Source organism: Hyphomonas sp. UBA3601 (assembly GCF_002375605.1).
GTDB lineage: Bacteria > Pseudomonadota > Alphaproteobacteria > Caulobacterales > Hyphomonadaceae > Hyphomonas.
The window spans coordinates 34975-48213 of record NZ_DFME01000120.1 but is presented as its reverse complement, the minus strand read 5'-3'; the positions used below and the strand labels follow the sequence as shown (position 1 = coordinate 48213).

The 13239-nt window shown below is 59.9% G+C and carries 12 protein-coding genes and 1 pseudogene; 6 read left to right on the top strand and 7 right to left on the bottom strand.

From position 1 onward, the window contains the following. A pseudogene (locus B4F73_RS13005) lies at window positions 1-294 on the bottom strand (hypothetical protein); the annotation flags it as partial. A gap of 248 nt (window positions 295-542) precedes the next feature. On the opposite strand from B4F73_RS13005, the gene B4F73_RS13000 reads away from it, so the two are divergent. Together B4F73_RS13000 and B4F73_RS12995 are read left to right on the top strand one after the other, a co-directional pair. Further along, complete coding sequence (locus B4F73_RS13000; RefSeq protein ID WP_290478556.1) at window positions 543-1334, top strand: hypothetical protein; 792 nt, start codon at window positions 543-545, stop codon at window positions 1332-1334. Between the two features lie 184 nt (window positions 1335-1518). Further along, window positions 1519-2412 (top strand): LysR family transcriptional regulator, encoded by an 894-nt coding sequence (locus B4F73_RS12995; protein ID WP_290480612.1) that lies wholly within the window; start codon window positions 1519-1521, stop codon window positions 2410-2412. A gap of 348 nt (window positions 2413-2760) precedes the next feature. Here the strand turns inward: B4F73_RS12995 and B4F73_RS12990 are convergent, their stop codons facing one another. Beyond that, on the bottom strand, window positions 2761-3225 hold the full coding sequence (locus B4F73_RS12990; RefSeq protein WP_034812667.1) for a Dps family protein: 465 nt from the start codon (window positions 3223-3225) through the stop codon (window positions 2761-2763). 105 nt (window positions 3226-3330) lie between these two features. Further along, entirely contained in the window at window positions 3331-4542 is a 1212-nt protein-coding gene (locus B4F73_RS12985) for a pyridoxal phosphate-dependent aminotransferase (RefSeq protein WP_290483471.1), read from the bottom strand. A 260-nt stretch (window positions 4543-4802) separates the two neighbouring features. On the opposite strand from B4F73_RS12985, the gene B4F73_RS12980 reads away from it, so the two are divergent. Both B4F73_RS12980 and uvrC read left to right on the top strand, forming a co-directional pair. After that, window positions 4803-5114, top strand: coding sequence for a hypothetical protein (locus B4F73_RS12980; protein ID WP_290483470.1), 312 nt, complete (start codon window positions 4803-4805; stop codon window positions 5112-5114). Window positions 5115-5153: 39 nt separating this feature from the next. Then, a complete protein-coding gene (gene uvrC, locus B4F73_RS12975; protein WP_290483469.1) occupies window positions 5154-7028 on the top strand; it encodes an excinuclease ABC subunit UvrC in 1875 nt (624 codons plus the stop codon). On the opposite strand, the gene B4F73_RS12970 is transcribed toward uvrC, so the two are convergent. After that, complete coding sequence (locus B4F73_RS12970; RefSeq protein WP_290478553.1) at window positions 7025-7585, bottom strand: TetR/AcrR family transcriptional regulator; 561 nt, start codon at window positions 7583-7585, stop codon at window positions 7025-7027. The two genes, uvrC and B4F73_RS12970, sit on opposite strands and share 4 nt — an antisense overlap. A 163-nt stretch (window positions 7586-7748) precedes the next feature. Between B4F73_RS12970 and B4F73_RS12965 the strand changes: the two genes are divergently transcribed. Beyond that, window positions 7749-9071, top strand: a complete 1323-nt coding sequence (locus tag B4F73_RS12965; RefSeq protein ID WP_290481279.1) for an oxygenase MpaB family protein — start codon at window positions 7749-7751, stop codon at window positions 9069-9071. 63 nt (window positions 9072-9134) lie between these two features. On the opposite strand, the gene B4F73_RS12960 is transcribed toward B4F73_RS12965, so the two are convergent. After that, window positions 9135-10628 (bottom strand): M20 family peptidase, encoded by a 1494-nt coding sequence (locus tag B4F73_RS12960; protein WP_206992422.1) that lies wholly within the window; start codon window positions 10626-10628, stop codon window positions 9135-9137. 120 nt (window positions 10629-10748) lie between these two features. Here B4F73_RS12960 and B4F73_RS12955 point away from each other — a divergent pair, with 120 nt between their 5' ends. Then, window positions 10749-12119, top strand: a complete 1371-nt coding sequence (locus B4F73_RS12955) for an MFS transporter (RefSeq protein WP_290483468.1) — start codon at window positions 10749-10751, stop codon at window positions 12117-12119. Here the strand turns inward: B4F73_RS12955 and B4F73_RS12950 are convergent. Further along, window positions 12116-12727 carry a DUF924 family protein gene (locus tag B4F73_RS12950; protein ID WP_290481281.1) on the bottom strand — a complete coding sequence of 204 codons (612 nt, stop codon included), beginning with the start codon at window positions 12725-12727 and terminating at the stop codon, window positions 12116-12118. The genes B4F73_RS12955 and B4F73_RS12950 overlap by 4 nt on opposite strands. Continuing rightward, window positions 12724-13239, bottom strand: a 516-nt coding sequence (ubiG, locus tag B4F73_RS12945) for a bifunctional 2-polyprenyl-6-hydroxyphenol methylase/3-demethylubiquinol 3-O-methyltransferase UbiG (RefSeq protein ID WP_290483467.1), incomplete at its 5' end; no start/stop codon positions are given. The genes ubiG and B4F73_RS12950, both read right to left, overlap by 4 nt.

The following is a 13239-nucleotide window of genomic DNA, read 5'->3' as shown; positions in this document are numbered from 1 at the left end:
GGAGAGGCGCGGGAAGATGGCCAGTTCGACGCCTTCGGGCAGGTCGGGCTCTGGCGCGGGATTGGCGGGAGCCGGGCGCGGCGGCGTCGGGGCCAGCTGCAGGCCGAGCGCCATCAGGAGGATCAGCCGACGGACGATTGTCTCAAGAATGCGGAGCCGGCCGGAGACGCGCTGCGCCAGGCCGCGTCCGATCCGCTTCGGCCCCAGATGCAGGTTCGCCAGTGCCGACGCATCCATCACGGCAAGGGCGGCGTGTTCCAGCCCGCGTTTGAGAATGTCGGTCTGCGCATCCATGCGGGAAGTATGGGGGAAGGGGCTATCAGACGGATAGGGATTTAAGTTCGGGTGTCTCTCCTGCTTGGCCAGCTCAGGCGCAATTGTCAGGCTTGAAGTTCACATCCTCCAGCAGTACGAATGATTACTGCATAGAGGTTGCCGAGGGAGAAGTTTCTCTGAAGCAGGCAGAGAGCGGTGATGCACAAAAGAAGAAAGGTCTGTGATATATGAGAGATCCCATTCCCGATCCCAGCGATCCGCACCCCATGAGTGATTCCGACATGTCGCGCATGGTGCATTTCGATAAATTACCGGGCGTGGTCCAGGATCTCGTGCGAGATATGCCGGTCTGGCGGACCCACCCTGCCGCGCTTAACAGGGTAGCTGTCACAATTTTCGTGCCGGACAATCTGGCAACGGAAGATGAAGCTGATTTCTGTTGGCTTCACCCCATGACGGAAGAGTGCTTTCTGAACGCGGTGACGCCCACAGGTGTTGATCCATTACACCCGCAATGGCCAAGTCCGGGAAAGGGTTTTGAGAGTTTAAAGGAGGCGTCGCTTGTCCTTAGCTTGGACGCCGAATTTTTCGATACGCAGGAAGAGGCCGACGAGTATTTCCGGAACGATCCAATTACCATTGCGAGGTTAAGGAGTTGCCTGCTTGCCCGCCCGGAGGGCACCCGGAAGCTTCTGAGCCTTTTCGAAGATCAGTTAAGTGTTCGTGAGGCCACATATGATGAGGCCTTGCTGAATGATATAGCGCCGCAACTGACGGCGATGGACGTTACAGTTGTTCTGGATGCGATTGATCTGGAGCGTTCGTCTTACAGTATTGAGAAGCTCGGCAATGGCTATTTTTTTCTCAGTAAGTTCAAGAGTATGCATCTTCGGCCAGAGGTGACGAAAGGTCAGCTTCTGTTCCGGCCTGATCGGGAGCGCTACCAGATTTGCGTTGCCAAGTCCGTGTTTCCTGAACTTGAGGCGGTGTCCCCAAACATCAGATTCAAGTCCCTGGTCGCAGGATATGTCCCTGAGTCCTCTATTTTGCAGTGGTGATTTTTGTATGCAGAATTGCCCAATGCAATTGCCTCTCCATCAGAAACCTCAAAGGCGTTCACCATCTGGCGGGTATCGCTTTGCTCAATCCATCCTATAGGCAGCGCCGCTGCGGCCGCCCGCATTCTCTGCTTGCCGTGGGGTCATTTAGGCGTCACAAACGCTCCCCATGGATTGGGGCAAATTGAAATCTTTCCACGCGGCAGCCGAAGCAGGCAGCCTGACGTCTGCGGGTGAACGGCTGGGCATTTCGCAGTCGGCTGTCTCACGTCAGATTGCGGCGCTGGAAGAGGCGCTGGGCGTCTCCCTGTTCCAGCGGCATGCGCGCGGCCTGGTGCTGACCGATAGCGGCCACACGCTGTTCCGCTCAACCATGGAAATGGCGACAGCAGCGCAATCGGCCAATGCCTTGCTGAAGGACCAGCAGGAGACCCCACAGGGCGAATTGATCGTGGCGGCGCCGGTGGCGTTCGGCTCGACCTGGCTGGTGCCGCGCCTGGGCGGGTTTGCCCGCAAGCATCCGGACATGAATCTCGACCTGCGCCTTGATGACAGCCGCGAATATGACCTGCTGAAGCTGGAGGCCGAATGCGCCATCCGCCTGTGGGCGGCGGACAAGGCGGACCTGATCCAGCGCAAGCTGGGCACGGTGGCGACCAATCTCTATGCCTCGCCGGAATATCTCAAAGCCTATGGCATGCCACGCACGCCGCAGGACCTCGATAATCACCGGATCATTGCCTATGGCGATGAAAGCTCGATGCTGGATGTGATGAGCTTTGCCTGCCGTGTGGGCCGGGATGACAGCCCGCCGCGCCAGGCCGCACTGAAGGTGAACAATGTGTTCGCCATGTTGCGGGCCGTGGATGCCGGGCTGGGGATTGCCGACGTGCCGGACTATATGGCCGGGACCATGCCGCGGCTTGTGAAAGTGTTGCCGGAGACGGTCGGCCCGATCTTCGATCTCTACTTTATCTATCCGAGCGATCTGCGCCGCTCGAAGCGCGTGTCGGCCTTCCGGGACTTCATCACCGCAGAGACCGAGATCCTGCGCCGTCCGGCTATGCGTCAGAATTAGTCAGAAATGCGACATCCATGCATAAGTGCATGAAAGCTTTGCTGTCATGTTGGTTGTAATCATCGGGGGAGAGGTTATCTACCACGCATGCCAAGGGCCTCGGGCATTAACCCAATCATTCCTCCGATTGGGCGTTTCCTCCCCCCTACGGGGCCCGATACTTACAGCCCGGCGCGTTCATTCGCTGCCGGGCCTTTTTTTGCCTTGAATCCAAGGCTCTAACGGCCGCTTTTTCATTAACTGAATGCAAGATTGCCGCGCCTCATGGGCGCGGTCAAGCCCATGAGGCACGGCAAGTGTTGTGCAGTGCAATATGCAGGATGCGCCAATCCAGTATTGGCGGGCGGATCAGAGGTTCGCGCGCAGCATCCAGGCTGTTTTTTCTGCGATCGCCGCGCGCTGAGTCATCAGGTCTGCGGTCACCGCGTCGCCATTGTCTTCGGCAATTTTCAGGCCTGCCTTGCCAGCGCGGCTGACGGCTTCATGCCCTTTGACCAGATTCTCGACCATCGTGTCGGCGTCCGGAATGCCATTGTCGGGCTTGATCGTGGCTGGCTCTACCATTTCTGCGGGTGATGTCGGGGCGAAATGGCCCAGCGCGCGGATGCGTTCGGCAATCTCATCCAGCGCCATCCAGAGTTCGTTATACTGTGTCTCGAACATGGTGTGCAGGCTGTTGAAGCGCGGACCGGTGACATTCCAGTGATATCCGTGGGTCTTGGAATAGAGTGCATAAGTCTCCGCCAGCAAAACGCGCAGGGCGTCAGCGGACGTATTACGGGCTTCGTCGTTCAAACCGATATCTACAGGCATGGGGGTAACTCCTTTGTCTCTCTTATCAAAGACGTAAGAGCCCCGATCGTTCCATGCCAATCAATAGGGGGAAGGCCGGATATAGGATTGTTCTATAGCAGTTTCCTATGTCAGATTTGCGCAGAAACGCTGGATGCGCGTGAGGGCTTCCTGCAGCGCCTCGGTTGAGGTGGCATAAGACACGCGGAAGGCCGGGGACAGGCCGAACGCCTCGCCGAAGACGATGGCCACCTTTTCCTGCTCCAGCAATTCGGCAGCGAAATCCTTGTCGCTTTCAATCACCTTGCCGGACGGGCTGGTCTTGCCGATGACGCCCGCGCAGGACGGATAGACATAGAAGGCGCCTTCCGGCGTGGGGCAGGTGATTCCTTCGGCGGCGTTGAGGCCGGCGACCACCATATCGCGGCGCTGCTGGTAGACGGCGCGGCGTGTGGGCAGGAAATCCTGTGGGCCGTTCAGCGCTTCGACGGCGGCCCACTGGCTGATCGAGCAGGGATTGGATGTGGTCTGGCTGATCACCTTGCGCATGGCGGTGATCAATTTTTCCGGGCCGCCCGCATAGCCGATGCGCCAGCCGGTCATGGCATAGGCTTTGGAGACGCCATTTACGGTGAGCGTGCGCTCGTACAGGGCGGGCTCGACCTGGGCGATCGTGAAGTATTTGAAGTCGTCATAGACGAGGTGTTCGTACATGTCGTCGGTCAGAACCCAGACATGCGGATGGCGCAGCAGGACGTCGGCGAGCCCGCGCAGCTCAGCCTCGGTATAGGCGGCGCCGGTCGGGTTGGATGGCGAGTTCAGGAGCAGCCACTTGGTGTTCGGGGTGATGGCGGCCTCGAGGGCTTCGGGTGTCAGTTTGTACTGGGCATTCGGGCCGCATTCGATGGCGACGGGCGTGCCGCTGGCGAGCAGGACCATGTCTGGATACGACACCCAATAGGGGGCCGGGATGATGACTTCGTCGCCGGGGTTCAGGGTGGCGAGGAAGGCATTGTAGATGACCGGCTTGCCACCCGGCGCAATGTGGATCTGGCTGGGCGTGTAGGTGAGGTCGTTCTCGCGCTGGAACTTGGCGCAGATCGCCTCCTTCAGCTCCGGGATGCCATCTGCGGGCGTGTATTTGGTCTTGCCATCGCGAATCGCCTGGATGGCGGCGTCCTTGATATTGTCCGGCGTGTCAAAGTCCGGCTCGCCCGCGCCAAGACCAATCACGTCATGTCCGGCCCGTTTCAGCTCATTGGCCTTGGTGGTGACGGCGATGGTGGCAGATGGCTTTACGCGGTCGAGGGCATCGGAGAAGTGGAAGGTGTCGGACATGAGGTTTTCCCGTGAAGTGTCACGCGCGGCGGCGTTTGCCTTCGCTTAATCCTGAGGGCCCCGGCCCGCAAGGGGAGGGCGAGGGTAATTCTGACGCACGGGCCTCAAGGGCCAGCCTCAAAGCCTTTCTGAGGCCTTAACAACATTCCCAAAAATCACCTGCGCGCTTGGGCCAGACTATTAGCCTTGTTTTGGCATGATGCAGGATTATGCAACCCAGTCGAAAGGCGGTCCCGGAAAGGGATCAGTGATACGGAGCCATGAGCATTTCATCGAGTAGGGACCTGTTGAATCGGGTTCTGGACAAGGTCGCCGAAGTGGCCAATGAGGCCTATCTCGAATTCTCACGTTGGGTAGATCGTCTCGACGACATGGAGAAGCTGTTCTTCATGGTCGTGTTCATTCTGATATTGTTCATGCTGATCCTGGTGCGGGCAGGGCGTCGCAAGGCCGACCCGGCACGGGGGCGATCCTTCGTCTCGTCGATCGTCCTGGTGATGCTGTTCAGCTTCGGTGCGGGATGGATGATTGATTCCCGGTTTGACGTTCAGGATGTAATCAACTTCTTCTGAGGCTCGCATCCCCGGCCAAGCCGGACTATCTGTTGAGGCATGAACCCGACTGATTCCGGCGCAGCGTCCCTACGGGGCATTGACGTCATCAAGGACAATCTCAAACGACTGCCTGCAAAGCCGGGCGTCTATCGCATGTTCGGTGAACATGACGATGTCCTGTATGTGGGCAAGGCGCGCGACCTGAAGGCGCGGGTCTCGAACTATGCGCGGCTCGGCGGGCATACCCAGCGGATCGCCCGCATGATCTCCATGACCAAGCGGATGGAGTTCGTGGTCACCGAGACGGAGACCGAAGCGCTGCTGCTGGAAGCGAGTCTCATCAAGAGCCTTAAGCCGCGTTTCAACGTATTGCTGCGTGACGACAAATCGTTTCCCTACATCCTGATCCGCCGGGACCATGAAGCGCCCCAGATCAAGAAGTATCGCGGGTCCAAGATGGATCAGGGCGACTATTTCGGTCCGTTCGCCAGTGCCGGGTCTGTCATGCGGACGCTGGACACATTGCAGAAAGCCTTCCTGCTGCGCACCTGTGAGGACAGTGTCTACAGTGTGCGCACGCGGCCCTGCATGTTGCACCAGATCAAGCGCTGTGCGGCGCCCTGCGTCGGACTGATCGAGACCGAGGACTATCAGGCCCTTGCCGATCAGGCGGCAGACTTCCTGCGCGGAAAGGGGGCCGACCTGCAAAAGCGCCTCGCCGCCGATATGGAAGCGGCGGCAGATGACATGGAATTTGAACGTGCGGCGCGGCTGCGCGACCGGATCCGGGCGCTGGCCCATGTGCGTGCCAGTCAGGATGTGAACCCGGAAGACATCGAAGAGGCAGATGTGTTCGCCATCGAGATGGATGGCGGGGTCTCCTGTGTGCAGGTCTTCTTCATCCGGGCGGGACAGAACTGGGGGGCGACCGCGCACTATCCACGCCATGAGCGCGAGCAGACACCGGAAGAAGTGCTGTCGGCCTTCCTCGTGCAATTCTATGACAAGCGCCCGCCGCCAAAGCTGATCCTTGTGAACAAATTACCGGACCAGGCCGAACTGATCGCTGACGCGCTTGAGCTGAAAGCCGGGCGCAAGGTGGAAGTGCGTCGTCCCGAACGGGGCAGCAAGAAGGACCTTGTCACCCAGGCCGCGCGCAATGCAGGGGAAGCCCTGTCGCGCAAGCTGGCCGAGACGGCCAGCCAGACGCGCCTGCTGGCCGAAGTGGCGAAAGTGTTCGAGCTGGAGACTCCTCCGGAGCGTATCGAGATCTACGACAATTCTCACATTCAGGGTACAAACGCCGTGGGCGGAATGGTGGTCGCCGGTCCGGAAGGCTTCATCAAGAACGCGTTTCGCAAGTTCAATATCAAGGATACGAGCATCGAGCCGGGCGATGATTACGGCATGATGCGCGAGGTGATGCGACGGCGGTTTTCCCGCGCCCTGAAAGAGCGCGAAGAGGGCAATGGCACAAACTGGCCAGACCTTGTTCTGATTGATGGCGGGTTGGGACAATTGAACGCCGTGATCGAGGCGTTGGCCGGAATTGGTGTGACCCCGGAAGATGTAAACCTTGTCTCCATCGCCAAGGGCGTGGACCGGAATGCCGGACGGGAGCAATTCTTCCGGCCGGGCCGCGCGCCCTTCAAGCTGCCGGAAACCGCCCCAGTGCTCTATTACCTTCAGCGCCTGCGCGACGAGGCCCATCGCTGGGCGATTGGCGCGCACCGGGCAAAACGCTCTGCTGCAATCAAGACCTCACCCTTGGACGAGATCGAAGGGGTCGGTCCGACGCGGAAGAAGGCTCTGCTTCACCATTTCGGATCGGCCAAGGGCGTCTCGCGCGCGAAGGTTGCCGACTTGATGGAAGTGGACGGCGTCAACGAAGCTTTGGCCGAACGCATTTGGGGCCATTTCAATAGCGGCTAAGCTGACCGCGCAGTGGTGCGTGTCATCAGGCTTTCGATATAGCTTTCCACCAGATGGACGAGTTCATCTTCCAGAATGTCCGCATCGAGTTCCAATTCCGGTTCTGCGGCAGCCGCTCTCAGCAATTGCACGACAGTGTGTGTCAGGATGAAAGCCGCTTCCCGGCCGTGGGGAAAGTCGAAACTTTGCTGTCCACTGATGGATTCAAGGAAGGCAAAATGCTGGCGGCTCATGACATCGCTGCCGCCAGAGCGAAACAGGACGTCTGAGAGGATGAGCCGTGTTTGAGGCGAACCTGTGGGGCCATGCATCAGTGCCCGGATGACAGCACGTACGGGTGATGTCTCAGGGGAATCCAGAACAATCTTCGTGATCATTTTGCGGACATTGTCGCTTTGGCGCTGACTGAGCGCAAAGAGGATGGCTTCCCGGTCGGCAAAATACTGGTAGAGCGTGCCAATACTGACGCCAGCGCGCTCAGCGATGTGGTTTGTGGTTAAATTTGTGAGACCATCCGATTCCAAAAGCTGAAACGTTGCTTCCAGAATGGCTTCCACCGTTGCCTGAGCTCGGGCTTGCCTTGGTTTTCTTCTATTTTTTTCAGTCACTTGTGCATTCCGATTTGCTTGACCCTGCGTACATCCTGATGCGAGTGGAATATCTGAGCTTTGCTTACATTATAGGGCGGCGACTGCCAAGAACACTACAGGAGGCGTCTGAATGCATCCCTCGCTCGCGCAGGTTCACGACCGGATTGAGCTGCAGAAATCAGCCTTGCCTCAAATGTATGGCGATGTCGATTTCACGCAGACACCAGAACGCTACACTCAGGATGTAGCGGAAAGTTCACTACCGCCATCGCTGCACAATATGGCGCCGCCTCCAGCGGATATGGTTGCGCGGGTCAAGGCCTATACGATGTTGGGGGATGTGACGGCTGATGCCTATGCGGCCCTGATGGGTGAGTATGGTTTCAGGCGGCTCGTGGATATGTTGACGACGGCCTGCGATGAGGGGCTGGAAGCTGTGCCCGATGCGCCGCCGGAACTGGTGGCCCTGATCACGGAAATGGAAACCAGGCCGGACTGGCTGGACATGGACATGGTGCGGAAGGGCGCGGCGCTGAACCGTCTCCCCATGGCGGTGACGTCCCCGTGGATGATCCGGGGGGCGTTCCTTGCAACCTTCATGAACAAGTATACCGCGCTGCCCATGGCGATTACGGGCACGCTCGGATATTCGACATCTGCGCGCCGCGTCAACGAGACGGCGACTTTCTTTACGGTGACCACGCTGCCCGGTGCGCTGGAGCCGCGTGGCGAGGGCTTCAAGGCCGCTGCCATGGTGCGGCTGATGCATTCCATGGTCCGGTTCAACATCCTGCGCAAGATGAAAAGCTGGGACGTGTCCGTGTACGGCATTCCGGTGCCACAAGTCGACCAGATGCCAGCTGGCCTGATCGATGTGTTCCTGCTCGCCTACCAGATGTTGGATGAGGGGCGTACCGAGTTCACTGCGGATGAGCGCGCCCGTGTTGAGTTCAGCCGCTATCGCTGTTACCTGCTCGGCCTGCCGGAAGATTTGCTGATGGACACGCCGCAGGGCATTGTTGACATCATGAATGCCCGGGGCGCGTCCATCCGCCAGGGCTTTGACGACGAGACTTGTGGCACACTGGTGCGCGCCACGCTGGAGGCGTATTTGCCACCAGACCGCAAGCTCGGTCACCGCTTGTTCAACGCACTGGAAAAGCGGCTCGCGCGGCTGGTCCTGGTGAAACACTTTCTTGGCGGTGACAGCCAGAAAGCGCGTGAGATCGGCGTGCCAGTCGGGCCGCTGGACTATGCGGTGGCGATGGGCCTGTTCCCTTACATCTCGGCCAAGATGGCACTGTACCGGTTTGCCCTTTCCGTGCCCGGATTACGCGGCATTGCGGATCGGCGACTGACGGCGCGTATCCGCAAGTTGCTGAAACGCTACGGCCATGCCGAGTTCACATCAGATGCTGAAGCTTACCGTCCTGCAGTCCCCGTGGCTGCATGACGGTGGGAGGGGAGTTTGGTGCCCCCCGAGGGACCCGGGTGGGCGGGGGGCATCAAACGTTTTTTAGTCCCCACTATCCATTGCCACAATGATCTGGGCATAGCCTTCCGACAGACGTTTCATGTTCTCAACCGCGAGACGTTCATTGGTGCCGTGAAAGCCTGAAAGGTCGGTCGGGTTCAGCACGGACGGCGCGAAGCGGTAGACGCTGTCGGTGATGGCGCTGGCATAGCGGGCATCCGTGGCACCCAGCACCAGGCCGGGTGCAACTGCGGCGCCGCCGCCTTGCGCTTCGGCTACGCTGGCGAGCACGGCATAGGCCTTGTTGTCGGTAGGCGAGACTGGCGATGCTTCGCTGCCGCTGATGCCGCCGTCGGAGACCGTCACCTCAATCCCCTTGATGTCAGACGTGACGTCTTTCACGTGTTTGATCACGTCCTCGACCGTATTGTTCGGGTGCACACGGAAATTCACGGTCGCCATGGCGCGCTGGGCCAGAACATTTTCCTTGGCGGAGCCGGCCAGCATGGTGGGCGCCGTGGTCGTGCGGATCATGGCATTGCCGGCCGGGATATCGGCCATGGCGGAATCCACGCTGCCTGCGAACAGCCAGAGATTGGCAAAGGCCATCTTCTGCATGAAGGGCAGGTCCGGGGCGGAGACGCGGAAAAGATCAGACACCGGAGGTTTGGAAAAGTCGGCTGGCATCTGATTCTCATCCAGCGCAACAATGGCGCGGGCGAGACGGACCGCAGCAGAGTCGCGTGGCGGTGTGGATGAATGCCCGCCCTCGGCCAGCGCGGTCAGGGTGAGCGTCAGATAGCCTTTCTCGGAGACGCCGATATAGGCCATTGGCTTTCCGGTCAGCGGGGAAGGGTCAATAATCGCAAAGCCTTCGTCCAGTGCCATGACCGGCGAGATGCCGCGTGATTTCAGCAGGGCGATACCAGCCTCGGCACCATTGCCGAGCACTTCCTCGTCATGGCCAAACATGATGAGGACGGTGCGCTTGGGCTGGAACCCGTTTGCGGCGAGCGCGTCAGCCGCTTCCATCAGGGCGACGAGGCTGCCCTTGTCGTCAAGCGCGCCGCGACCGTAGACATAGCCGTCGACGATCTCGCCTGCGAAGGGCGCGCCGGTCCAGTCGTCCTCAGTGCCGATGTTCACCGGTACGACGTCCTGGTGGGCCATCAGCAGCAACGGGTCGAGCGAGGGATCTGATCCTTCCCATGTGTAGAGCAGGGACAGGGTACCGGGCACGAGTTCACGGTTCATGGCGGCGTGCGCGGCGGGATAGGTCGTCTCCAACCAGTCATGCAATTCCAGCCACGGGCCTTCCTGACCGACGCGCGGGTCGCCGGAAGCGACCGTGATCGTGCGGAACTGGATGGCTTCGCTCAGATGGCTTGCGGCGCGATCTGCGGAGACTTCGGGCACAGGGGGAAGCTCTACGCGTTCGCCCGTCGCCGCGCCGCCATATGTGAATGTGCGGAACAGGATCACCGCCACCAGAAGCACAATGAGCGCGACGACCCCGAACAAGATTTTCTTCAGCATTGGCCCATTTCCTCCCGGCACATCTTTTATCCGGTGTCAGGCCCGACCGGCGCGACGTCAACCGTTCCGGCAATAAAAAAATGACTTGGCCGTCACGTTTTTACCGGGCAGGCTGCGCACATGACTGACGCAAGTGGCCCGCGCCTGTCCCTACCGAGAGTACTCGCCTTTTCCTCACTCAGCGTCCCGCTGGCGGGGGTGGGGTTGCCGTTGGCCGTGTATCTTGCACCGCTCTATGCAAATGAAGTTGGCCTGGGCCTGGAGCTGACCGGCTTCCTGTTCATGGTGCTCCGCTTCTGGGACATCCTGACCGACCCGGTGATGGGCTTCGTGGTTGACCGATACCGTAGCCCGTGGGGCCGTGTGCGCCACTGGATCGTGCTGAGCGTGCCGATACTGGGGCTGGCGACCTATTTCATCTACATGCCGGAGCGCGGCGCGGGGCCGGGCTATTTCGTGGTCTGGATGCTGCTCTTCTATGTCGGTTTCACCCTGTTGCAGACCGCGCGGTCTGCGTGGGTGCCCGCCATTGCGACCGACTATGATGATCGCTCCCGCTTCTTCACATGGGCAGAAGTGCTCAGCATCATTTCGATGCTGGCCTTGCTGGCTGTGCCAGCGATCCTCGCTGCAGCTGGTGTCGAAGTGGACCGGTTCGGGCAAGTCGAGGTCATGGGCTGGGCGCTGCTTATCTCCCTGCCGATCGTGGCCTTCCTCGCCTGCACCTTCGTGCCGGACAAGCCTATGCGCGGCGACAAGGGCGAAGCAGCCAAGTTTGATCTGAAAGCCATGATCGCGGCGCTCGGGAACAGGTTTCTCGGCGTCGTCCTGTCCATGGAGCTGCTGGTCGGGACGGCCGTGGCCATTACGGCGTCAAACTATCTGTTCGTGGCAGAATACGTCTTTGGCTTGTCGGATTCCATGTCCAGCGTCGTGCTGATGATCTTCTTTTCTACGGCTGTTGCAGCGTTGCCCTTCTGGCTCAAATTCTCGGCGCGGACAGAGAAGAACACCGCTTTTCTGTGTGCGGTGATCATGGGGATGTCGAGCTATGTGATCTACTATCTTGCCGGACGTCTCGGCGGAGGTTTCTGGGCGCTTCTGATCGGCGCGCTGGTCAATGGTGCCGCCTTCAGCGCCCCGGTTGTTATCGCGCGCTCCATGGCGGCCGATGTGGTGGAGTATCAGGCAGCGAAAACCGGGGAAAACCGCGCCGGGATCTACTATTCCCTCCTGACAAGTGCCTACAAGATCGGCAGCAGCCTGGCGTTCGGTGTTGGCTATTTCGTGCTGGGACGGGTGGCCGGGTTCCGGCCGGGTGCGGAGAACTCCCCCGAAGCCCTGCATGGCCTCCTTCTGGTATTCTGTGTGTTGCCGGTGATCCTGTACGGCCTCGCGGCGCTTGTCGCATCGCGCTACACGCTGACCCGCGCCATGCAGCGGGATATCAGCAAGAGCCTGGACCCGCGCGGGCCGGAAATGCTGGACTAGAAGCCGCCGCCTTCTGCCAGCCACTCGGCTTCTTCCGCGGTTGTCTCACGCCCAAGCGCCTTGTTCCGGTGCGGGAACCGACCGAAATCCTGAATCACCTTCAAGTGCTGGTGGGCATAATCCAGCGTGCTTTTCGCGAAATCCTTGAACTCCGGACGCGCATCCGCGACCAGTTCTTCGAACATTTCGACGCAATGTTTCTGGTCTTCCAGGGATTCCGAATGTTCCAGTGGCAGGCAGAGAAAAACGCGCTCTGTTTCGCTGAGGGATTTGTGCTCATTCAGCGCGAGGCCGTCCTTGCACATACGAAGGGCAAGTGAGTCCTGATGGAATGCGCGAGCGTCTCCCCGGAACAGGTTGCGGCTGAACTGGTCAAGCACAATGATTGCGGCCAACCGTCCGCGCGGGCCCTCGGCCGCCCAATCATCGGCGAAGGGCATGTGCGAAGCATCGTCCAGCAGGCCCAGGAACCGATCCCGAATTTCGGCATCGGTCTCGCCCGATTTGCCGAACCAGAGCTTGTGCTTTTCCTTCAGGTTTTCGGCAGAATGGCGCGTATCGCCGATCCAGTAGGCCAGCACATCTTCGGGGGTGGGTATTTTCGTCATTCGGCAGGTCTCCGGGCCACGATCATGTAGTTCACCTTGGTATCGCCGGAGAGCTTCCAGCTGTCGGCCAGCGGATTGTAGGAGACGCCGATGGCCGGTTCGGTGACGAGGCCTGCGGCTGTGAGTCCGGCATCGGCCTCGTCCGGCGTCACGAATTTCGACCAGTCATGTGTGCCGCGCGGCAACCAGCCCAGCACGTACTCGGCACCGATCACGGCGGTCGCCAGCGCCTTGGCGGTGCGATTCAGTGTGGCGACAATCATCAGGCCGCCCGGCTTCACGAGACCGCCCGTATCTTTCAGGAACTGGTGCGGGTCAGCGACATGTTCGACAACTTCCAGATTGAGCACGATGTCGAAAAGGGGCTCTCCGCTTTCAATCAGGCCTTCGGCTGTGCCTGCGCGATAGTCGATGTCGAGGCCTTGTTCGCTGGCATGCGTCATCGCTGTCTTGATGTTGGCCTCCGAGGCATCCACGCCGGTGACCGACGCGCCCAGCCGTTTCATCGGCTC

Excerpts from the sequence above, each read along its gene's own strand:
- B4F73_RS12990 (WP_034812667.1), bottom strand. The coding sequence starts at position 3,225 with ATGCCTGTAGATATCGGTTTGAACGACGAAGCCCGTAATACGTCCGCT.
- B4F73_RS12965 (WP_290481279.1), top strand. The coding sequence starts at position 7,749 with ATGCATCCCTCGCTCGCGCAGGTTCACGACCGGATTGAGCTGCAGAAA.
- B4F73_RS12980 (WP_290483470.1), top strand. The coding sequence starts at position 4,803 with ATGAGCATTTCATCGAGTAGGGACCTGTTGAATCGGGTTCTGGACAAG.
- uvrC (WP_290483469.1), top strand. The coding sequence starts at position 5,154 with ATGAACCCGACTGATTCCGGCGCAGCGTCCCTACGGGGCATTGACGTC.
- B4F73_RS12950 (WP_290481281.1), bottom strand. The coding sequence starts at position 12,727 with ATGACGAAAATACCCACCCCCGAAGATGTGCTGGCCTACTGGATCGGC.
- B4F73_RS12960 (WP_206992422.1), bottom strand. The coding sequence starts at position 10,628 with ATGCTGAAGAAAATCTTGTTCGGGGTCGTCGCGCTCATTGTGCTTCTG.
- B4F73_RS12955 (WP_290483468.1), top strand. The coding sequence starts at position 10,749 with ATGACTGACGCAAGTGGCCCGCGCCTGTCCCTACCGAGAGTACTCGCC.
- B4F73_RS12985 (WP_290483471.1), bottom strand. The coding sequence starts at position 4,542 with ATGTCCGACACCTTCCACTTCTCCGATGCCCTCGACCGCGTAAAGCCA.
- B4F73_RS13000 (WP_290478556.1), top strand. The coding sequence starts at position 543 with ATGAGTGATTCCGACATGTCGCGCATGGTGCATTTCGATAAATTACCG.